This is a genomic window from Achromobacter sp. K91 (genome assembly GCF_003576205.1).
Taxonomy (GTDB): Bacteria; Pseudomonadota; Gammaproteobacteria; order Burkholderiales; family Burkholderiaceae_B; genus Achromobacter; species Achromobacter aegrifaciens.
This window is the reverse complement of the sequence record NZ_QWFB01000018.1, coordinates 20,030-39,104: the sequence shown is the minus strand read 5'-3', so window position 1 is coordinate 39,104 and position 19,075 is coordinate 20,030. Positions and strand designations below refer to the sequence as shown.

20 protein-coding genes are annotated in these 19,075 nt (G+C 65.9%); 5 read left to right on the top strand and 15 right to left on the bottom strand.

Features of this window, described 5'->3' with window-relative positions; genetic code table 11:
• Nucleotides 1–33 precede the first annotated feature (33 nt).
• On the top strand, nucleotides 34–639 hold the full coding sequence (locus DXK93_RS04560; RefSeq protein WP_054451718.1) for a glutathione S-transferase family protein: 606 nt from the start codon (nucleotides 34–36) through the stop codon (nucleotides 637–639).
• Nucleotides 640–662: 23 nt separating this feature from the next.
• Here DXK93_RS04560 and DXK93_RS04555 read toward each other — a convergent pair whose 3' ends face one another.
• The 8 genes from DXK93_RS04555 to cyoA all read right to left on the bottom strand — a co-directional run bounded on the left by DXK93_RS04555 (nucleotide 663) and on the right by cyoA (nucleotide 8,675).
• A complete protein-coding gene (locus DXK93_RS04555) occupies nucleotides 663–1,988 on the bottom strand; it encodes a ParB/Srx family N-terminal domain-containing protein (protein ID WP_119449465.1) in 1,326 nt (441 codons plus the stop codon).
• A gap of 35 nt (nucleotides 1,989–2,023) precedes the next feature.
• Complete coding sequence (locus DXK93_RS04550; RefSeq protein ID WP_119449464.1) at nucleotides 2,024–2,407, bottom strand: hypothetical protein; 384 nt, start codon at nucleotides 2,405–2,407, stop codon at nucleotides 2,024–2,026.
• 134 nt (nucleotides 2,408–2,541) lie between these two features.
• Nucleotides 2,542–3,648: a porin gene (locus tag DXK93_RS04545; protein ID WP_119449463.1), complete on the bottom strand. Its 1,107-nt coding sequence runs from the start codon at nucleotides 3,646–3,648 to the stop codon at nucleotides 2,542–2,544.
• Between the two features lie 113 nt (nucleotides 3,649–3,761).
• Complete coding sequence (locus DXK93_RS04540; protein WP_119449462.1) at nucleotides 3,762–4,541, bottom strand: SURF1 family protein; 780 nt, start codon at nucleotides 4,539–4,541, stop codon at nucleotides 3,762–3,764.
• On the bottom strand, nucleotides 4,541–4,945 hold the full coding sequence (cyoD, locus tag DXK93_RS04535; RefSeq protein ID WP_054451713.1) for a cytochrome o ubiquinol oxidase subunit IV: 405 nt from the start codon (nucleotides 4,943–4,945) through the stop codon (nucleotides 4,541–4,543). The genes DXK93_RS04540 and cyoD overlap by 1 nt, the downstream gene beginning before the upstream one ends.
• Nucleotides 4,942–5,583: a cytochrome o ubiquinol oxidase subunit III gene (cyoC, locus tag DXK93_RS04530; protein WP_054451712.1), complete on the bottom strand. Its 642-nt coding sequence runs from the start codon at nucleotides 5,581–5,583 to the stop codon at nucleotides 4,942–4,944. The genes cyoD and cyoC overlap by 4 nt, the downstream gene beginning before the upstream one ends.
• Nucleotides 5,576–7,579 (bottom strand): cytochrome o ubiquinol oxidase subunit I, encoded by a 2,004-nt coding sequence (gene cyoB / locus DXK93_RS04525; protein ID WP_059378766.1) that lies wholly within the window; start codon nucleotides 7,577–7,579, stop codon nucleotides 5,576–5,578. The genes cyoC and cyoB overlap by 8 nt, the downstream gene beginning before the upstream one ends.
• A gap of 55 nt (nucleotides 7,580–7,634) precedes the next feature.
• Nucleotides 7,635–8,675 carry a ubiquinol oxidase subunit II gene (gene cyoA, locus DXK93_RS04520; RefSeq protein WP_054452277.1) on the bottom strand — a complete coding sequence of 347 codons (1,041 nt, stop codon included), beginning with the start codon at nucleotides 8,673–8,675 and terminating at the stop codon, nucleotides 7,635–7,637.
• A 211-nt stretch (nucleotides 8,676–8,886) separates the two neighbouring features.
• On the opposite strand from cyoA, the gene DXK93_RS04515 reads away from it, so the two are divergent.
• Nucleotides 8,887–10,209: an MFS transporter gene (locus DXK93_RS04515; protein WP_054451710.1), complete on the top strand. Its 1,323-nt coding sequence runs from the start codon at nucleotides 8,887–8,889 to the stop codon at nucleotides 10,207–10,209.
• Nucleotides 10,210–10,222: 13 nt separating this feature from the next.
• On the opposite strand, the gene DXK93_RS04510 is transcribed toward DXK93_RS04515, so the two are convergent.
• Nucleotides 10,223–11,266, bottom strand: coding sequence for a histone deacetylase family protein (locus DXK93_RS04510; protein WP_119449461.1), 1,044 nt, complete (start codon nucleotides 11,264–11,266; stop codon nucleotides 10,223–10,225).
• A 109-nt stretch (nucleotides 11,267–11,375) separates the two neighbouring features.
• Nucleotides 11,376–11,957, bottom strand: a complete 582-nt coding sequence (locus DXK93_RS04505; protein WP_119449460.1) for a hypothetical protein — start codon at nucleotides 11,955–11,957, stop codon at nucleotides 11,376–11,378.
• A 146-nt stretch (nucleotides 11,958–12,103) separates the two neighbouring features.
• On the opposite strand from DXK93_RS04505, the gene DXK93_RS04500 reads away from it, so the two are divergent.
• Nucleotides 12,104–12,505, top strand: coding sequence for a hypothetical protein (locus DXK93_RS04500; RefSeq protein WP_054451707.1), 402 nt, complete (start codon nucleotides 12,104–12,106; stop codon nucleotides 12,503–12,505).
• A gap of 6 nt (nucleotides 12,506–12,511) precedes the next feature.
• On the opposite strand, the gene DXK93_RS04495 is transcribed toward DXK93_RS04500, so the two are convergent.
• From DXK93_RS04495 to DXK93_RS04485, 3 genes are all read right to left on the bottom strand, one after another.
• Nucleotides 12,512–13,141 (bottom strand): hypothetical protein, encoded by a 630-nt coding sequence (locus DXK93_RS04495; protein WP_119449459.1) that lies wholly within the window; start codon nucleotides 13,139–13,141, stop codon nucleotides 12,512–12,514.
• 54 nt (nucleotides 13,142–13,195) lie between these two features.
• The gene (locus tag DXK93_RS04490) at nucleotides 13,196–13,594 is read right to left on the bottom strand and encodes a hypothetical protein (RefSeq protein ID WP_054451706.1); all 399 of its coding nucleotides are present in this window, start codon (nucleotides 13,592–13,594) and stop codon (nucleotides 13,196–13,198) included.
• An 84-nt stretch (nucleotides 13,595–13,678) separates the two neighbouring features.
• The gene (locus DXK93_RS04485) at nucleotides 13,679–14,572 is read right to left on the bottom strand and encodes a LysR family transcriptional regulator (RefSeq protein WP_119449477.1); all 894 of its coding nucleotides are present in this window, start codon (nucleotides 14,570–14,572) and stop codon (nucleotides 13,679–13,681) included.
• A gap of 107 nt (nucleotides 14,573–14,679) precedes the next feature.
• Between DXK93_RS04485 and DXK93_RS04480 the strand changes: the two genes are divergently transcribed.
• Both DXK93_RS04480 and tam read left to right on the top strand, forming a co-directional pair.
• Nucleotides 14,680–15,678, top strand: coding sequence for a TerC family protein (locus tag DXK93_RS04480; RefSeq protein ID WP_119449458.1), 999 nt, complete (start codon nucleotides 14,680–14,682; stop codon nucleotides 15,676–15,678).
• Nucleotides 15,679–15,803: 125 nt separating this feature from the next.
• A complete protein-coding gene (gene tam / locus DXK93_RS04475) occupies nucleotides 15,804–16,577 on the top strand; it encodes a trans-aconitate 2-methyltransferase (RefSeq protein WP_119449457.1) in 774 nt (257 codons plus the stop codon).
• Here tam and DXK93_RS04470 read toward each other — a convergent pair.
• The gene (locus tag DXK93_RS04470; protein ID WP_119449456.1) at nucleotides 16,552–18,018 is read right to left on the bottom strand and encodes an efflux transporter outer membrane subunit; all 1,467 of its coding nucleotides are present in this window, start codon (nucleotides 18,016–18,018) and stop codon (nucleotides 16,552–16,554) included. The two genes, tam and DXK93_RS04470, sit on opposite strands and share 26 nt — an antisense overlap.
• Nucleotides 18,015–19,070, bottom strand: coding sequence for an HlyD family secretion protein (locus DXK93_RS04465; RefSeq protein WP_082400784.1), 1,056 nt, complete (start codon nucleotides 19,068–19,070; stop codon nucleotides 18,015–18,017). Before DXK93_RS04465 ends, DXK93_RS04470 begins: the two co-directional genes overlap by 4 nt.
• Nucleotides 19,071–19,075 lie beyond the last annotated feature (5 nt).

Here is a 19,075-nt window from a genome sequence, read left to right as displayed (position 1 = left end):
CGCACATCCCTTGATCGAATTGGAGATTTGCCCATGTCTATCGTCTTCTATTGGCACCCCATGTCCAGCGCAACCCCGGTTGCCAGCGCGCTCGCTGAACTGCAAGTGCCGCATGAACGCATCAAGGTGGACATCAGGACGGGGGAACAGCATCGCCCCGAATTCCTGGCGCTCAATCCCAACGGGAAGGTCCCCACGCTGACAGTGGACGGCGCTCCCTTGTTCGAAACCTTGGCGATACAGCTATGGCTGGGAGAGCGCTACGGCGTGGAGCGCGGCCTGTGGCCCGCCGCCGGCACGCCCGAACGCCTGCTGGCGATGTCGTGGTGCGCCTGGTCCTATGTCAGCTACGGCGCGGCGGTGATGCGCCTGTATCTCGCCACGCAGGGCGCAGACGCGCCCGGCGGCGTCGAGGCGGAACGCGTATTGGATGACGTGGACGCGTTGCTGGCCGTGCTGGACGGCCATCTGTCGCGGCAGCCCTGGATGTTGGGCGCGGCCTACTCATTGGCCGACCTGGTGGTCGGTTCGGTGGTCGGCTACAGCGCCTATCTGGGCGCCAGAGTGGCGTCGCATCCGCATGTGCGGGCATGGATGGACCGGGTCCAGGCCCGGCCCGCCATGCAGATCGACGCTTAGCGCGCGTGGGCGGGCGCCGCGGCTTACCAGCCCCAGCAGGTGCCCGTCGCGGGCTTGCCGCAGTTGCGGTAGTTCACGGCGAACCACAGCTTGCCTGCGCCCCGCGGACTGCCATCGTTCTTGGCGTCGTTGCGCGGCAGTTCTTCCAGGGTGTCGCGCGCCTTCTTGGTGGGCGAGCCGCTGGCGGCGTCGGGCGACAGCGCGATACGTCCCAGGCCGGCAGCGTCGCGGTCATCGAAGACGATGTCGGTGTCCTTCAATGCGCTCATCTTCAGGGAGGCGTCGCGCACCGCGGCGGCATAGCTGTCATTGGAGCCGGCAGGCGCCAGGCTCTTGTCGAGCGTGCTGACAGCGAGGATCTGCGCCGGCGCGGCGGGCGCCATCATCTTGTACTGGTCCAGGCCCGGCAGCTGGCCGCCCGCGGCCTGGCGGCGCAGCCAGTCGCCCCACAGGAACTCCGCGAACTCCGGCAGGTTGCCATTGCTGTAGGCGATGTCGCGGGTGAAGTACACCAGCGAGCGGTAGCGGTCCTCTTGCATGCCGCCGGCTTCCTGGGCGCTGGCCAGCCCCAGGCGGGCGGGCAACTGGTCCACGGTGATGGGTTGGTTCTGGCCGTCGCGCAGCCAGGCGCGGCGTTCGTCGACCATGCGCTGCCAGAACGCCGCCGCATTGGGCAGGGTGCTGTAGTTGGCGTCGACCTTGACCCAGACCGGCAGCTTGGGGCCGCCATCGGCGATTTCGCGCAGCGACGAGAAGGTATGGTGGCCGTCGGTCAGATACAGGTTGCCGTCCCAGCCGACCACCACCGTCTTGAGGTTGGCCGCGTTGGTGCCCGGGGCGTTCTTGCAGGCATAGGTGGCCGGCTGGTCCAGGCGGGCGACGCGCGCCTCGGCGATGCTCTGGAATTCCTGCGCGCGCTCGGCGCCGCCCATGTCTTCGCAGTAGTCGTCGAACTTCTTGCCGACCGTGCGGTTCAGGTAGTCCAGCTGCAGTGCCGGCTTGTCCGCCCAGGTCGGGCGTTCGAAGTCCCCTTGCCAGCGGCCGAGCTTGTAGTAGATCTGGTCGTAGCCGATGGCGGCCTGGGTGGGATGCAGTTCCTCGATGCGGACCTGGATGACGTCGCCCGGCTTGGCCTGCAGATAGGCCGTATTGCGCGGCGGCTGGGATTCTGCGGGGGGCGTTTCTTCGACGGGAGGCGGCGCGACGGTGACGGGTTCGTCGTCATGGTCGTCGCCGCCGCCGTTGCAGGCTGCGAGGGCCAGCGGCAGCAAAGCCGCGGCCAACGCATGCAACAAACGTTGCCGGCGGGCGGGAAAAGCGCGACGCGCGGGAAGAGAGGTAGAGGGCATGGTCCGTTTCAGGATCTGGTTTCAAAGATAGCCGATCATGAGGGACGCGTGTTTCCTGCAGATTGCACCGGAACGGGTTGCCACGCATGCAGCCTGTCCATCAGGTCGCGCACGACGGTGGCCTGACGGCGGATTCTGGCGGCTGCGGCGGCGGACAGGCCTTCTGCCAGTTCTTCTTCCAGCGCCTCGAAGTGCGAGGCTGGCGCGCGCATCTGCAGGGCCAGCAGCGCGCCCTGTATGCGGTGCAGCATCTGGGCGGTGGCAAGGGCGTCGGGTTTCTCGGCGGCTTGCTCCAGCGCATCGAGATCCTGGGTCATGGTGTCCTTGACCAGTTGCCGGTGATCCGGCGCCAGCGCGGCGTATACCGCGAGCGTACCCGCGGCGGGGAAAGCAGAAGTATGGGGGAGCGGTTTGTGCATGAGAGCCTCCTGGACGTACATGCGGATGACGTCAGGCTCTCGGGCGATATTAAAGAAGCCCGATACCAGGGGGCTTCGAATCGGACGGATTCGCCGACAGCGGAAGCGGCCCCGCAGCCGCTCCGCTGACCTGCTTAGAACGTGTGGCGCACGCCGACGCCGGCGGCCGTGCTCTTCAGGCCGTCGATGAAGGCATAGTCCTTGCCGTACGAACCATAGGCGTACAGGTTGGTGCGCTTGGACAGGTCGTAGGTGTAGCCCACGCTCCAGACGTTCATGTTGGTGTCGCCGCCGGTCAGCTTGTCGTTGTTCGGCGACACGTGTTGCCACGACGCGAACAGGCTGCTTGCGCTGCCCAGGGGCAGAGTGGCGCCCAGCATGTAGGAGTTGGCCTTGAAGCCGTCCACGAAGCGGTTGGTGCCGAATTCATCGCTGAAGGGCGTGCCTGCCGGCAGGTCCTGGCCGACGAACCAGCCGTCGGTGGTGCGGCCGTAGGCGGCGGCGAGCTTCACGACCTCCAGGTCGTAGGACACGCCCAGCGCGTACTGGCGCGGCGTGGCGTCATGGTCGATGGAGCCGCGGTTGGAGCCGTTGAGCTGGTCGTAGGTCAGCGCGACGTTCAGCGGACCTTGCACGTAGCGCAGGCCGGCGGTGATGCCGCGGGTATTGTCGGCGGTGCGAAAACCCGTCTGGTCGGCGGTCGTGTCGTCCGCATTGAACGAGTAGCCGATGCCAAGTTCGAAGCCGTTCACCGAAGGCGTCTTGTACATCACCATGTTGTCCCAGCGCATGGTGTTGGCGGCGCTGAAACCCAGGCCCATGTTGGACTGGGTGTAGCTGGTGTAGAAGGGATCGATGTCGGCAAGGTAGTTCGAGCCCACCGTGGCCTGGCGGCCGAACTCCAGCGAGCCCCAGGCGTCGTTGGCCAGGCCGATGGTGGCCTGGCGGCCGAACAGGCGGCCAGACTGTCCGCGCTGGCCGTTGGCCGAGTCGAATCCGCTTTCCAGCTTGAACGTGGCGCGCAGGCCGTCGCCCAGATCTTCGGCGCCGCGCAGGCCCCAGCGCGAGCCGGCCTGGATGCCGTTGATCATGCCTATCTTGCTACCGTCGTATCCATCGCCTTTGATCTTGTTGTAGCCGATGCCGGTGTCGATGACACCATAGAGAGTTACCGACGATTCTGCCTGAGCAACGCCTGCAAAAGTCGTGAACATTGCGGCGGCGAGCAGCGTCTTTTTCATCCTTGGGGACTCCTGGTTGAGGGGTGGAAAAAACAAAAGGGAACAGCACGCGAGCATGTAGCTCAGCGCTGTTCCCAGCCCTCATTGTAGGACACCGGCCGCAGCCGGCGGATTCAGCCCTTGCGGCGCGCGCGCTTTTCCTCGCGCACGAAGATGAAAACGCCGACCAGCACCATGGCTGCCAGGGCGTACCAGGTGATGGCGTAGCTCAGGTGATTGTTGGGGAAGTTCAGCACCGTCAGGCCGCCGACGGGAGCGGTGCGCCCGCTGCCGTCCTTGCCCGTCGCATCGGCGTCGATGAAGTAGGGGGCCACGTCGGTCAGGCCGCGCGCCGCGGCGATGGCGGGCAGATCGCGCGAGTACCAGAGGTTGGTCGCCGGATCGTTGTTGCGCAGGAAACCATGAGGGGGCTCGCCCATGCGCAGCAGGCCGGTGACGGTGGCTTCTTCGGGCGTTTGTTGTATGGCCGACTTGCTTTTGCGCCATTCGGGCAGCACGAAGCCGCGGTTGACCAGCACCGTGCCGCCTTCGGGCAACTGCAGCGGAGTCATGACCCAGTAGCCGCTGCCCAGCTCGGTCGCGGCCTGCACCAGGGTCTGGCGGTCGTACAGGTAGGTGCCCTTGGCGGTGACGCGGCGGTATTCGGCGTTGTCGGAAGTCAGCGCGGGCCATTCGGCCTGGGCCGGCGCCGGCGTGGGCGCCGCATGGGCGCGTTGTTCGACCTGCGCGATCAGGGTGCGTTTCCAGGCCAGCCGGTGCACCTGCCAGGTGCCCAGGGCGCAGAGGCCCGCAAAAATGGCAACAGCAAGCACCCCCAGGATGACCAGGGTAACTTTGCTGCGCGGATTACGGGAGGAGGTGTCGCGGGAAGTGGAGTCGTTTACTGCGGCCATCAGGGCATTTTCCGCATGTCGTGTGTGGACATGGGCATCATATTGGAGTCGAGGTGGTACATGATCCAGATGGATCCGCTGAGCGTGATTACGACCAGCACCAGCGTGAATATTAACGCCAACATGTTCCAGCCGCTTTCGGACTTGGTGTCCATGTGCAGGAAGTAGATGATGTGGACCACGATCTGCACCGCGGCGAACGCCAGGATCACCAGCGCGGTGGTCCGGGACTGAGAGAAGACCTGGTTCATGACCAGCCAGAACGGGATGGCGGTCAGGATGGCCGCCAGCACGAAGCCGGTCATGTAGCTTTTGAAGGTGCCATGGGCGGCGCCGTCATCGTCGTCGTGGTGGTCGTGGCCGCCGTGGCCGTGATCGGCCGGATGATCCAGGTGCGCGGTCATGGCAGCACTCCCATCAGGTACACGAAGGTGAAGACGCCCACCCAGATCAGGTCCAGGAAGTGCCAGAACATGGACAGGCACATCAGGCGGCGGCGGTTTTCGGGGATCAAGCCGTGCATCTGGACCTGGATCATCATCGTCACCAGCCACACGATGCCGAAGGTGACGTGCAGCCCGTGGGTGCCGACCAGGGTGAAGAAGGACGACAGGAAGGCGCTGCGCTGCGGGCCGGCGCCCTGGTGGATCAGGTGCGCGAATTCGTACAGTTCCAGCGACAGAAAGCCCAGCCCCAGGATGCCGGTCACGGCCAGCCAGAGCTGGGTGGCGCCGACGCGGTTGCGCCGCATTTCCAGCATCGCGAAACCGTAGGTGATGGAAGACAGCAGCAGCAGCGCGGTATTCACCGCTACCAGCGGCAGGTCGAACAGGTCCGCGCCGGAAGGGCCAGCCGCATAGTTGCGTCCCAGCACGCCATAGGTGGCGAACAGGCAGGCGAAGATGAGGCAATCGCTCATCAGGTAGACCCAGAACCCGAGCAGGGTCCCGTTCTTGGGGTGGTGTTCGCCCGGGACGTGGAACATGGGCTCCGCGGGCGGCGCGGCGCCGCCGGGCAGGTTGGGGGCCAGGGTATCAGACATTTTTCGCTAGCAACCTTGTGCGGGCGTCCTCGGCGCGCACGACCTCTTCGGCCGGCACGTAGTAGTCGCGCTTGTAGTTGAAGGTGTGAATGATGGACACCAGGATCAGCGCCGCGAACGACAGCACGACCAGCGGCCACATATGCCAGATCAAGGCGAAACCCATCACCACGCTGATACCCGCCAGGACGATGCCCGCCCAGGTGTTCTTGGGCATGTGGATGGGAATGAAGCCCTGCTGCGGCCGCAGGTAGCCGTGCTGCTTCATCTGCCACCAGGCGTCCTGGTCATGCACGCGCGGCGTGAAGGCGAAGTTGTAGTTGGGCGGCGGCGACGAGGTCGACCATTCCAGCGTGCGGCCGTCCCAGGGGTCGCCGGTGTCGTCGCGCAGCGACTCGCGGCGGCGATAGCTGACCACCAGCTGGATCAGGAAGCTGGCGATGCCGCAGGCTATCAGCAGCGCGCCGAAGGCCGCCACCTGGAACCAGATCTGCAGGGACATGTCCTCGAAGTGATTCACGCGCCGTGTCACGCCCATCAGCCCCAGCACATACAGCGGCATGAAGGCGACGTAGAAGCCCACCAGCCAGAACCAGAACGAGCACTTGCCCCAGAACGGATCGAGCTTGTAGCCAAAGGCCTTGGGAAACCAGTACGTGATGCCGGCCATCAATCCGAACAGCACGCCGCCGATGATCACGTTGTGGAAGTGCGCGATCAGGAACAGGCTGTTGTGCAGGACGAAGTCGGCGGGCGGCACGGCGAGCAGCACGCCCGTCATGCCGCCGATCACGAAGGTCACCATGAACCCCAGGGTCCACAGCATGGGGACCTCGAAGCGGATGCGGCCGTGGTACATGGTGAACAGCCAGTTGAAGATCTTGGCGCCCGTGGGGATCGAGATGATCATGGTGGTGATCCCGAAGAACGAGTTCACGCTTGCCCCTGATCCCATGGTGAAGAAGTGGTGCAGCCACACCAGGTACGACAGCACCGTGATCACGACCGTGGCGTACACCATGGACGCATAGCCGAAGAGGCGCTTGCGGCAGAAGGTGGAAACCACTTCGGAGAAGATGCCGAAGGCCGGCAGGATCAGGATGTAGACCTCGGGATGGCCCCAGATCCAGATCAGGTTCACGTACATCATGGCGTTGCCGCCGAAGTCCGCCGTGAAGAAGTTGGTGCCCACGTAGCGGTCCATGGAGAGCAGCGCCAGCACCGCCGTCAGCACCGGGAAAGCCGCCACGATCAGCACATTGGTGCACAGCGCGGTCCAGGTGAAGATGGGCATGCGCATCATGGTCATGCCCGGCGCGCGCATCTTGACGATGGTGACCAGCAGGTTGACGCCGGAAAGCAGTGTGCCTACCCCCGCTATCTGCAGGGCCCATATGTAGTAATCGACGCCCACGTCGGGGCTCTGGAGGATCCCCGATAACGGCGGATACGCCAGCCAGCCGGTACGCGCGAATTCACCGACGAACAGCGACATCATGACCAGGATGACGCCGCCCGTGGTCATCCAGAAGCTGAAGTTGTTCAGGAACGGAAAGGCCACGTCGCGCGCGCCGATCTGCAAGGGCACGATGTAGTTCATCAGGCCCGTGACCAGCGGCATGGCCACGAAGAAGATCATGATCACGCCGTGCGCGGTGAAGATCTGGTCGTAGTGGTGCGGCGGCAGGTAGCCCATGGAATCGCCGAACGCCACCGCCTGTTGCAGGCGCATCATGATGGCGTCGGCGAAGCCGCGCAGCAGCATCACGATGCCCAGGATGACGTACATGATGCCGATCTTCTTGTGGTCGATGCTGGTGAACCACTCGCGCCACAGGTAGCCCCATTTGCCGAAGTAGGTGATGGCGCCCACCACCGCGATGCCGCCGATGGCGACCGCGATGAAGGTGAAGAGCAGGATCGGTTCGTGGTAGGGAATGGCTTCCCAGGTCAACTTACCGAAGATCAGCTTGGTGAGGTCTGGTTGATCAGGCATCTCGATTCCAGCAAAAAGACCGCAATTTCACGAAGCCCCGTGCGCCAGCGATCCGCTACAGGACCAGTCCTTCGGTGGCGGTGCACATCGCGCCCACATACTTGCGCGGCGCGCCGGTCAGGCCCAGGCGCTCGCGCGTTCCGGCGTCCAGCGTGGTGACATTGAGCGCGCCGGGTATGCCCATGCCGCCTTGCGCGTCGATCGCCATCGCGTCGCGCATGCACATGCGGTTGGGTTCCACGCAGCGGTTGACGATCGCCTCGAACAGGCCGGGCGCGCTGGACGCATAGCGTTGCACCGGGTTGCGTTCGCTGGGTTGCTCCAGCTTCAGGTAGGTTTCGCGGCTGAGCGTGGCGTTGGAGGCGCGGGCGTCAGCCACCCATTTGTCAAAGCCCTGCTGATCCACGCCGTGGAACTTGAAGCGCATGCCGGAAAAGCCCGAGCCGCTGTAGTTGGCGGACAGGCCTTCGTATTCGCCGGGATGGTTGATCACCGCGTGCAGGGTGGTCTGCATGCCCGGCATGGCGTAGATCTGGCCCGCGAGCGCGGGCACGAAGAAGGAATTCATCACGGTGGACGAAGTGATCTTGAACTGGATGGGACGGTCCACCGGGGCCGCCATTTCGTTCACCGCGGCGATGCCCTGTTCGGGATAGATGAACAGCCACTTCCAGTCCAGCGCCACGACCTCCACCACCAGCGGTTTGGTGCCGGCGGGCACTTCGCGGCCCTCGGACAGGCGCACAAGCGGGCGGTAAGGATCCAATTGGTGCGTGCTGACCCAGGTGAGCGCGCCCAGCGCGATGATGATCAGCAGCGGCGCGGCCCAGATCAGGAGCTCCAGCATGGTGGAGTGATTCCAGTCAGGGTCATAGTGCGCTTCCTTGTTGCTGGCCCGGTAGCGCCACGCGAACACGAAAGTCAGGAGGATCACCGGCACGATGATCAACAGCATCAAGCCGGTGGAAATGATGATCAGGTTGCGCTGCTGCAAGGCGATGTCGCCCGAGGGCGAGAGCAGGACTGCATTGCATCCGGCGAGCAATGGCAGCGCGGCAACCAGGACCAATCCGCGGAACCTTGGGAAGGACGGCATGACCATACCCCGAAACGTAACCGTGGGAAGTAAACGCAACACTACGCTGGAAGCCGCGAAAAATCTAGGGTAAAAAGAACAAAAATGTGCAGGGCGACGCGCGCAGACCAGGGCTGCATCCCAATGACGGAGCGGCTCTGCGCGATATGGGCTGCAGGCGCGCGGGTGTGTTTCAGGATCTGTTCCGAACCTCCTTTCAGCGAGCATTCACATGGCGACCACCACGCAATATCCCGGTCATGCTCCCTCACTCCCCGCGGCCGGCGGCGGTAGCCACGCCAAGGTGGCGCCAGGGGAAATCGCGGTGGGCGTGGTGGTGGGGCGCGCTTCCGAATACTTCGATTTCTTCGTCTTCGGCATCGCCTGCGTGCTGGTTTTTCCGCAGGTCTTCTTCCCCTTCGAACCGCGGCTGGAAGGCACGCTCTGGTCCTTTGTCATCTTCTCGTTCGCCTTCATCATGCGGCCCATCGGCACGGCGCTCTCGATGGCGGCGCAGCGGCGCTGGGGGCGTGCGACCAAGCTCACCATCGCCCTGTTCCTGCTGGGAACGGCTACGGTGGGCATGGCCTTCCTGCCGGGCTACAACGTCATCGGCGCGCATGCGATCACGCTGCTGGCGGTGTTCCGCTGCCTGCAAGGGCTGGCGCTGGGCGGGTCATGGGACGGCTTGCCGTCGCTGCTGGCGCTGAATGCGCCGCCCAACCGCCGCGGCTGGTATGCCATGCTGGGGCAGCTTGGCGCGCCCGTGGGCTTCATGGTGGCCAGCGCGCTGTTCCTGTTCCTGCACGTGACGCTGACCGAAGCCGATTTCCTGGAATGGGGCTGGCGCTATCCCTTCTTCGTGGCGTTCGCCATCAATGTGGTGGCGCTGTTCGCGCGGCTGCGCCTGGTCGTCACCGAGGAATACACGCAGCTGCTGGAAGAGGGCGAACTCGAACCGATCAGCGTTGCGCAGATGGTGCGCGAGCAAGGCTACAACCTGTTCATCGGCGCATTCGCGGCGCTGGCCAGTTATGCCTTGTTCCATCTGGTCACGGTGTTTCCCCTGTCCTGGATCGCGGTCAGCGCCACCCAGCAGATCCAGGACGTGTTGATCGTGCAGATCGTCGGCGCGGTGCTGGGCATACTGGGCACCATCGCCTCGGGCTGGCTGGCCGACCGCATCGGACGGCGCACCACGCTGGGCCTGCTGGCCCTGCTGATTGCCGTGTTCGCGCTGTTCACGCCCTGGCTGCTGGGCGGCGGGCCCAAGGCGCAGGATGCGTTCATCCTGGTGGGCTTCGTGCTGCTGGGGCTGTCCTATGGCCAGGCTTCGGGCACTGTCACCGCGAACTTCACGCGGCGCTTCCGCTATACCGGCGCTGCGCTGACCTCCGACATGGCATGGCTGATCGGCGCAGCATTTGCGCCGCTGGTCGCGTTAGGCCTGTCCGCGCGTTTCGGGCTGGTGGCGGTCAGCGTCTACCTGTTGTCGGGGGCTGCCTGCACGCTGCTGGCGCTGCGTATCAACAAGGTGCTCGAAACGCGCGACTGAAAGCGTCTGCCGTTCAGCCTGCGTAGCCTTCCAGCACGTTGGCGACGTTGACGCCCACGTCCGCCACGGCGTAGCCGCCTTCCATCGTGAACACCGCCGGCAGGCCCAGACCTGCCAGCAGGCGGCCCACGTGCAGGTAGTCTGCGCTCTTGAGCTGGAACTTGGAGATGGGATCGCCTTCGTAGGTGTCCACGCCCAGCGCGATCACCACTGCGTCAGCCTTGAAGGCGCGCACGGCGGCCAGCCCTTGTTCCAACGCCTGCGTCCAGGCGGCGAAACCGGTGCCGGCGGGCAGCGGCAAGTTCAGGTTGGCGTCCAGGCCAGCGCCTGCGCCGCGCTCATCGGCATAGCCCAGGTAGAAGGGGTACTCGGTGGTCGGGTCGCCGTGCACCGATACGGTCAGCACGTCGGCGCGTTCATAGAAGATGCTCTGCGTGCCGTTGCCGTGGTGGTAGTCCACGTCCACGACGGCAACGCGTTCGGCGCCGGCTTCCCGCAGCGCTTGCGCGGCTAGCGCCGCGTTGTTAAGGAAGCAGTAGCCGCCAAAGAAGTCAGGGCCCGCGTGGTGGCCGGGCGGGCGCGTGAGCGCCATGGCGACGCGAGGGCCGCCTGCCGCGGAAACGGCGCGCGCGGCGTCGATGGCGCAGGCGGCGCCTGCGGTGGCGGCCTCCCAGGTGCCCGCGGTCAGCGGGCAGCCGCTGTCGAACGAGAACAGGCCGACCCGCGCGGCGAAGTTGGTCGGTTCGATGTCGTGGCGGAATCCGCGCACGGGCCAGACCGAAGGCAGGATGTCGAGGCCGGCATTGGCCGGATCCAGCGCCACCCAGTCGCGCCAGGCCGTTTCCAGGAAGTCCACGTAGCGCGGGGCGTGCACGCGCTTGACCAAGCCCAGGTCCGCCGCCGATGGCGTGCGCAATGCGCCGATGCCGCGCTGGTTCAGCGCTTGCAGCACGTACTCCAGGCGCGCCGGGGTTTCGTGACAGGGCACCAGCTTGCCGCGGAACATTTCCTGTCGGCCAGCGTGTTTTTCGTGGACAGGGTTGTGGAAAATCAGCACGGCGGGGGTGTCCTCGGACGTAGAGCCTGGTGGGCGGAAGCGCAACTATAGCGGCCGCGGCGTTTGCGGCGCCATTGCGCAGAGGGGGAATTTCGGGGGGATTGGCGCCTTAGCGGCCAGTCCGCGCGGCGCATGTGGCGCCCTTGGCGCCGGGATGCGGAATCTTGCGCTCCGATTCGCCTACGCGCCGGGTCCAGGAAATGATCCGCGCCGAGCCGTCCGGGCACACCCGGTACTGCTCGAAGCCATAGGTGTCGGCGCTGTAGCGGCACGCCACGGAAATAATGGGCTTGGCCGCGTCGAATTCGGGATTGACGAAGCCGCGGCATGGGCTGGCCACTGCATCGGGATACGGGATCTCTTGGTAGCGCCCGTCCTGGGGGCGGTACAGGAAGATGCGCGAAATCGCTTGCGTACTGCCGCCAGTCTGCCCGATGACGAAGTCGAGGTAGCCGTCATGGTCGACGTCCACGTCCTGGAACTGGTCCACCTCCTCGTCGCCGGAGATGTCCGCGATTTGCTGAGCGGACCCGTCCCCCACGCGTACGCTCAGGCGCTGTTGCGGCAGCTCGGTAATGGTCACCACGGCAGGCAGGCCGGGCCGGACAGCGTACGAGTAGTCGCGCGCGGCGGCATCCTGGCCGGGCATGAAGAGCGCGGCCAGTGCCGCCAGCGACAGGAATCCTTTCATGCGGGCGCCCTCCGCGCCGTGAACTCGGTGAGGCATTATGCCGCAGCGGCTTGCGGGGAAACCAGGACTCGCCGCCCGGCGGGCGGCGCAGGATCCTGGGTAGAATTCCAAGATACGCAAGATTGCCGCGACGCGCTCCGCCCGCCATGAATTTTCCGTTTCCCATCCGCCAAGAATGTCCGCCGGGCGCCTGTATGTGTGACCGTGACCGGCTGCTGGCCGATCCGTCTGCCGACGTCCGCGTGTTGCGGCTGACCAAGGAAGAGGAAAAGCGCCTTGTGGCGCGGTTGGAGAACATCTCCAGCCTGGAGGACCTGCGCGCCATGCAGGGACGCATCCATGCGCAATTGGGCATCGTGATCCACATCACGCCCAGCGAGAACGAGGTGCGCACCTCGCGCGGCATTGCGATCCAGCTGGAGGACCAGCTGGGGTTGTGCCGCAAGACGCGCACGGCGATTCCCGCCGCCATCCGCCGCGGTTTCGATAACCGGCCCGAGATCGTCTATGCGCTCTTGAACGAGCGCGACCTGCTCAGCGGCACCTGAACGCGTTCAGGATTTCTTTGCTCCGGCGGCCGCGCCGCAGGGCGCCAGCGGCACCACATCGGCCGGCGTGCGGCCGGCATCCGGGCGCGTCGCGTCGCGCTTCTTGCCCAGGGTGACGGGGTAGATCAGCAGCACGGCGCTCCCGGCTTCCAGCTTGGGATCCTGTTTGGTGCCATAGGCCACTGTCCAGCCGCGTACGGCCAGCGGAGCCAGGGTGTATTGCAGGGCTGAGCCCGGCGAAACGTGCGCCACCTTGCCGGCGAACAGATCCTGCTGGTGGGTTTCCGCGCCATTGGCGGTGACATAAGTGGCGATGCTGACCAGCGCGGCGCCATTGCCGGGACGTCCCAGCACGGCAGTCTTGTACTTGCCGGCAGGGATGTCGGTCAGATTGACGGTGAGAGGACCGGCCGCGTGGCCGCTGGAATCCAGGCTGACGCCGTTGACTTCGGCGCGGGCCAGGGGCGCCGTGCCGGTGTTGCGCACGCGCACGCTGTATTCCCCGGAAGTGCCCGTGACCGTGCAGACCTCGACGCCGTAGGCGGAGCGCACGGGGTGCGCCTGCGCCGCCGTGGCGGCCATGGCCAGCAGGGCCGCCAGCAACAGCTTCGGGGCAGGGGAATGAACGGTGGGCACGGCACGCTCCTCTTGTAAGGGGCAGCGCGCCGGGTTGCCGCGTTGCCTGCCCTATTACACCACTTGGCGGCCGGGCGCCGCGGCTTGCTCGCGCTTGCCGGCCAGCCAGTGGAGGATCAGCGCCAGTACCAGCAGGCCGACGATGATGAAGCCCCAGAAGATCCAGGCCAGTACGGAGATCAGCGTGCCGAGGCTGCCGGCGAAGGGCAGCATCTGGTTCAAGCCCTGTGCGGCCCAGACCAGGCCGCCCTGCAGCGTCTGCAGCCAGGCGGGGTCGACCCAGGCCGCCGCCCAGGCGGGCGGAACCCATTGCGAGGTATCCAGCGCCGTGCCGGGAACCTGGGTCGTGGCGATGGTCGACAGGACCCAGTTGGTCAGCTGCAGCGTCAGCGCAACCAGCCCGGTCCAGAGTGCTGCAAGCACGGCGAAGGCGAGCCAGATGATCTTTTTCATTGAGGTGGTACTCCGATGTTTCAAAAGAGGGTCCACGATAAGGCGGATTCTATTTCTGAAAAACCAGCGTGGTTGTGACAAACATTAAGAAAAAACCGAAGTTTTTGCCTTGGCGAGCACGATCTGGACCAGCGGATGGTGCTGCCCCCGGCGATTGCGGATGGCGTGGATTTCCTCGTGCACGTCGTCGCAGCGGGCCAGGGGACGCAAGCCCCGCAGCACGCCGATATCGCCGCCGCCCAGGCGGCTGAGCGGAAACACGCCCAGGCCGCGGGCGGCGAATACCGACATCAGGGCGCTGTCCTCGAATTCGCCGACCACGTTGGGATAGATGCCTTGTTCGGAAAACCAGCGGTCCAGCGTCTGGCGCAGCACGGAATGGCCGGTGGGCAGCAGCACCGGCAGGCGTTCCAGGCAGCGTGGAAAGTCCAGGGTGTCGGCCTTGCGCACCAGCTTGGCGGGACCGTACCAGTCCACTGGCGACGAGACCAGGCGGTCGCTGGTGAGGCGCAGGTTGGGGTTGGCGGGCGCGCCCTGGCCGGCCAGCACCAGGTCCAGGTGATGCTGGGCAAGTTCGCCCAGCAGTTCCTCGACCTCGCCTTCGTGGCAGGTCAGGCGCAGGTCCGGCGTGTGCAGCACCGGGCCCAGCAGGGCCTGTGCGGCCAGCTTGGAAATGCCGTCCGACAGGCCCACCGACAGCCGTATGACGGGCTTGGTGGCGGCGGCGCGGACGTCCTGGGGCAGCATCTGGCCGATCTGGAAGATCTCTTCGGCGCGGGCGAAGGCGGCCTCGCCCGCGTCGGTCAGCGCCACGCCGCGCCCGGCCGGCTTGAGCAGCTGGTGGCCCAGGTTTTTTTCCAGTTCGCGCACTTGCGCGCTGATGGTCTGGATGGCCATGTCCAGCCTTTCGGCGGCGCGGGAAAAGCCGCCTTCCTTGGCAACCATCCAGAAGTAATACAGGTGTCGATAATTGAGCATGGCAGGAATCACTTCGGTTTTTTCGAACCTTAACTCACTTTCAGGCTGATTTCTCCATCGGCCCCGGATCCGGATCATGAGCCCCTTCGAACACAAGCGGGAACATCATGGACACCTTGCTCACCTTACTCTCTGCCGATTTCTTCGGCACCCCGGCCTGGAGCTGGCTGCTATTCATCGGCATCGTGGTCGCCTTGCTGGCCTTTGACCTGGGCGTGCTGCACAAGGAAGACCGTGAGATCGGCGTGCGCGAGAGCCTGTTGCTTTCGGCTGGCTACATCACCGCGGCGCTGCTGTTCGGCGCCTGGGTCTGGTGGCAGATGGGTTCCGCCAGCGGCATGGCCTACTACACGGGCTTCATGATCGAGAAGTCGCTGTCGATGGACAACGTCTTCGTGATCGCGCTGATCTTCAGTTTCTTCGCGATTCCGCGCCAGTACCAGCACCGCGTGCTGTTCTGGGGCATCCTCGGCGTGATCGTGCTGCGCGCCATCATGATAGGCCTGGGCGCGGCGCTGGTCAGCAACTTTGGCTGGCTGCTGTATCTGTTCGGCGCCTTCCTGGTGTTCACCGGCATCAAGATGTGGATGATTGCGGACCAGACGCCGGATATCGCGTCCAATCCGATCCTGAAGTTCCTGAAGCGCCGCATGCGCGTCACGGAAGGGCTGCGCGGCAACGCGTTCTGGGTGATGGAGACCGATCCCGCCACGTCGAAGAAGGTGCGTTGGGCTACGCCGCTGTTGCTGGCGCTGGTGTTGATCGAGTTTGTGGACCTGTTGTTCGCGGTGGACTCCGTGCCGGCGATCTTCGCCATCACCACTGACCCGTTCATCGTCTACACCAGCAACATCTTCGCCATCCTGGGCCTGCGTGCGCTGTACTTTGCGCTGGCTGCGATGATCCACCGCTTCCATTACCTGAAGTACGCCCTGGCTCTGGTCCTGGTCTTCATTGGCGGCAAGATCTTCCTGGTCGGTTTCATCGGCAAGGTGCCGGCTGCCTTGTCCCTGTCGGTGACCTTCGGCCTGATTGCTGGCGGCGTGTTGTTCTCGCTGTGGAAAACCCGCTCGGACGCCTCCAAGCAGGAACTCGCGGCTGAATAATCCCGCGACCAGAGGCAAAGCGCCCGCCATATCCAACGGATATGGCGGGCGCATTTTTTGGGATTTGTCGCGCCTGTGCGGCGGGCGTAGAGTGCTGGACAGTCCAAAAGCCGCAAGGAGCCGTCATGACCAGCTGGTCCGCCAAACAGTATTCCGCCTTTGAAAACGAACGCACCCGTCCGGTGCGGGACCTGGTCGCCGCCTTGCCCAACCAGGACGTGAAGCGCGCCGTGGACCTGGGCTGCGGCCCCGGCAACTCCACCGAAGTGCTCGCCAGCCGCTACCCCGGCGCCGAAATCAGCGGCATGGACAGCTCGGAGGACATGCTGCAGTCGGCGCGAAAGCGCCTGCCGGGGCTGCAATTTGAACTGGCCGACATCGCCACGTGGAATCCGCCCGAGACCTACGACGTGATCCTGGCGAACGCCGCGCTGCAATGGGTGCCGGACCACGCGACGCTGTATCCGCGCCTGGTCGGCAAGCTGGCTCCGGGCGGCAGCCTGGCGGTGCAGACGCCGGATAACCTGGAAGAGCCGGCCCACCGCCTGGCGCGCCAGGTGGCAGGCGAAGCGCCCTGGGCCGCCGCCATCGGCGGATTCAAGCATCCGCCGCGGCACAGCGCGGGCTGGTACTACGAACTGCTCAAGCCGCATTGCGGCCTGCTGGACGTGTGGCGAACGACCTACCATCACCCGCTGGCAGGCGCGGCGGCGGTCGTGGAGTGGTTCAAGGGCACGGCGCTGCGGCCCTACCTGGACCGGTTGGACGCTGCCGGGCAGGCCAGTTTCCTGGCCCGCTACCAATCGCTGATCGAAGAGGCCTATCCGGCGCTGGCCGACGGCACGGTGCTGCTGCCGTTCCCGCGGCTGTTCATCATCGCGGGGCCGAAGCAGGGCTGAGACCCGCAGCGGGCGGTTCCCAGCCGCCGCCCAGCGAGCGGTACAGATCCACCAGCACCAGCGACACCGCGGCCTGGGTCGACACGCGGGCCTGGTCGCTGGCCAGCACCGCGTTCTGCGCGCTGAGCACGTTCACGAAGTCCGACGCGCCCGCGGCATATTGGCGTTGCGCGTTGAGCAACGCCTGGCGGGCGCTCTCGGAGGCGCGCTCCAGACTCACCCGGGTCAGTTGCTGCGCCTGGTAGGCGGTCATGGCGTTGTCGACTTCATGCCAGGCATTCAACACGGTCTTCTGGTATAGCAGCGCGGCTTCCTGAGCTTGCGATTCGCGCAGCCGCAGCCGGCCTCGCAGCCGGCCGCCCTGGAAAATGGGAATCTGCAACGCGGGGCCGGCGCCGAAGACGCCGGCATTGTCGGAGTCCAGGTCTCGCAACTGCAGGGCTTGCAGGCCGAGGTTGCCCGATAGCGTGATGCGCGGATAGAAATCGCCCTCGGCCACGCCGATGGCTGCGACGGCCGCATGCAGATTGGCCTGGGCGCGGCGGATGTCGGGCCTGCGTTCGGCCAGTTCGCTCGGCAGCCCGACGGGGACTTGCAGGGGACCGCCCGGTATCGGGCCCACCGCCGCCAGGCGCGGTTGCAGCGCGCCGGGCGGTTGCTCCAGCAGCAGCGCCAGCGCATTCATCAGCTGTTCGATGCGCAGCACGAGCGGCGGCACGCCGGCTTCGATGGAGGCTGCCTGCGCATCGGCTTGTGAAACGTCCAGTTCGGTGGCGACGCCTTCGCGCTGGCGCAGGCGGGTCAGCGCCAGGTTGCGTTCGGCATTGGCGAGCGTTTGGCGCAGCACGTCCAGCTGGTTCTGCGTGCCGCGCAGCAGGATGTAGTTGCGCGCCGTTTCGGCGCGGATGGCCAGGACCACGCCGCGCTGCGCCTCCAGCGCCGCCTGGGATTGGGCGCCGGCCTGTTCGACTTCGCGCCGCACGCGGCCCCACAGGTCCAGTTCCCAGCTGGCGTCCACGCCGGCCTGCCACAGGTTGAATGAGGACTTGCCGCCGTGGCCCGACGGGTCGGCCAGGCCGACCTCGCTGTTCTGGCCGCGCTTGTAGCTTGCGCCCGCACCGACGGCGGGCAGGCCGTCGGCTTCGGTCACGCGCAAGGCCGCGCGGCTTTGCAGCAGGCGTTCGTGGGCGATACGTATGTCCAGGTTGGCCTCGGTCGCTTCGGCGATCAAGGCGCTCAGGGTGGGATCGCCGAAGCTGTCCCACCAGGACGTGTTCACATCTTGCGGCACGGGGACGCTGTCCGCGGCGGAAGCGTCGGGTATTCGCCACTGCGCGGGCAATTGCGCCTGGGGAGCCTGAAAGTCGGGGCCCACGGCGCAGCCTGCCAAGGCGGAAAGTGTGCAGGCCAGCATGGCATTGATCAAGCGGCGCGGGATCATTGCGTGGACTCCTCTGCCGCGGCGCCGGTATCGACCACGGCTTCGACGGACATGCCGGCGCGCAGCGGCGGCGCGCCTTCGGCCGGCGCATCCAGCACGATCTTGACGGGCAGGCGCTGCGCGACCTTGGTGAAGTTACCGGTGGCATTGCTGGGGACTACCGGTGAAAAGCTCAGGCCCGTGGCTGGCGCGATGCTCTGGACGCGGCCGCGCAGCGGCGTGTCCGGATAGGCGTCGACCGTGATGGTCGCGAGCTGGCCCGGACGCATGCGGGTCAACTGCTTTTCGCGGAAGTTGGCCACCACATAGGCTTGCTGCAGCGGCACCACTGCGAGGATGGGCGTGCCCGGGCTGACGTAGGCGCCCACGCGCAGCGAGCGCCGGCCGACGATGCCATCGATAGGGGAGACGACCTGGGTATGCGACAGATTGAGTTCCGCGCGGTCCTTCAGGGCCTGCGCGCGCAGCAGCCCGGCCTGTGCCGCCTCGCGGTTGGCTTCCAGCACGTCGCGCTGCTTGCGAGCGGCTTGCAAGGTAGCTGTGTGTTCGGCTTGCCGAGCCTGCGCCATGTCCAGCCGGCTGCGCGCCTGTTCATAGGCTTGCTGGGTGCCCGCGCCCTCGCTGGCCAGCCTGCGGTGGCGTTGGGCCTCGCTTTCGGCATAGCGGATGTCCGCCAGGTCGGCGCGCGTGACGGCGACGGCCTGCTCGATCACGGCCTGCTGGCGTTCCAGGGTGGCGGCCGCGTCCGAGAGGCGCGCCGCCGCCACCGCGAGCTCGGCGCTTGCGGCAGCCAGCGCGGCCTGATGGTCGCGGTCGTCGATGCGGGCAAGCAGTTGGCCCTGCTTGACGGCCTGGTTGTCTTCGACCAGCACGGCGTCGATGAAGCCGGACACCTGCGGCGCGACGATGGTGTGATCGGCGACGACGGTGGCGTCGTCGGTGGATTCAGCGGCGCCGGTGGCGGACCATGACCAGCCCGCATAGGCCAGGAGGACCAGGGCGCCGAGGGCGCCGGCGCGGGGAAGGGGAGAAGTCAAAAGAGGGAATGGCATGATAT

What these genes read in the sequence shown, in the direction of transcription:
- DXK93_RS04560 (WP_054451718.1), top strand. Translation starts at nt 34, where the DNA reads ATGTCTATCGTCTTCTATTGGCACCCCATGTCCAGCGCAACCCCGGTT.
- DXK93_RS04555 (WP_119449465.1), bottom strand. Translation starts at nt 1,988, where the DNA reads ATGCCCTCTACCTCTCTTCCCGCGCGTCGCGCTTTTCCCGCCCGCCGG.
- DXK93_RS04550 (WP_119449464.1), bottom strand. Translation starts at nt 2,407, where the DNA reads ATGCACAAACCGCTCCCCCATACTTCTGCTTTCCCCGCCGCGGGTACG.
- DXK93_RS04545 (WP_119449463.1), bottom strand. Translation starts at nt 3,648, where the DNA reads ATGAAAAAGACGCTGCTCGCCGCCGCAATGTTCACGACTTTTGCAGGC.
- DXK93_RS04540 (WP_119449462.1), bottom strand. Translation starts at nt 4,541, where the DNA reads ATGGCCGCAGTAAACGACTCCACTTCCCGCGACACCTCCTCCCGTAAT.
- cyoD (WP_054451713.1), bottom strand. Translation starts at nt 4,945, where the DNA reads ATGACCGCGCACCTGGATCATCCGGCCGATCACGGCCACGGCGGCCAC.
- cyoC (WP_054451712.1), bottom strand. Translation starts at nt 5,583, where the DNA reads ATGTCTGATACCCTGGCCCCCAACCTGCCCGGCGGCGCCGCGCCGCCC.
- cyoB (WP_059378766.1), bottom strand. Translation starts at nt 7,579, where the DNA reads ATGCCTGATCAACCAGACCTCACCAAGCTGATCTTCGGTAAGTTGACC.
- cyoA (WP_054452277.1), bottom strand. Translation starts at nt 8,675, where the DNA reads ATGCCGTCCTTCCCAAGGTTCCGCGGATTGGTCCTGGTTGCCGCGCTG.
- DXK93_RS04515 (WP_054451710.1), top strand. Translation starts at nt 8,887, where the DNA reads ATGGCGACCACCACGCAATATCCCGGTCATGCTCCCTCACTCCCCGCG.
- DXK93_RS04505 (WP_119449460.1), bottom strand. Translation starts at nt 11,957, where the DNA reads ATGAAAGGATTCCTGTCGCTGGCGGCACTGGCCGCGCTCTTCATGCCC.
- DXK93_RS04500 (WP_054451707.1), top strand. Translation starts at nt 12,104, where the DNA reads ATGAATTTTCCGTTTCCCATCCGCCAAGAATGTCCGCCGGGCGCCTGT.
- DXK93_RS04490 (WP_054451706.1), bottom strand. Translation starts at nt 13,594, where the DNA reads ATGAAAAAGATCATCTGGCTCGCCTTCGCCGTGCTTGCAGCACTCTGG.
- DXK93_RS04485 (WP_119449477.1), bottom strand. Translation starts at nt 14,572, where the DNA reads ATGCTCAATTATCGACACCTGTATTACTTCTGGATGGTTGCCAAGGAA.
- DXK93_RS04480 (WP_119449458.1), top strand. Translation starts at nt 14,680, where the DNA reads ATGGACACCTTGCTCACCTTACTCTCTGCCGATTTCTTCGGCACCCCG.
- tam (WP_119449457.1), top strand. Translation starts at nt 15,804, where the DNA reads ATGACCAGCTGGTCCGCCAAACAGTATTCCGCCTTTGAAAACGAACGC.
- DXK93_RS04470 (WP_119449456.1), bottom strand. Translation starts at nt 18,018, where the DNA reads ATGATCCCGCGCCGCTTGATCAATGCCATGCTGGCCTGCACACTTTCC.
- DXK93_RS04465 (WP_082400784.1), bottom strand. Translation starts at nt 19,070, where the DNA reads ATGCCATTCCCTCTTTTGACTTCTCCCCTTCCCCGCGCCGGCGCCCTC.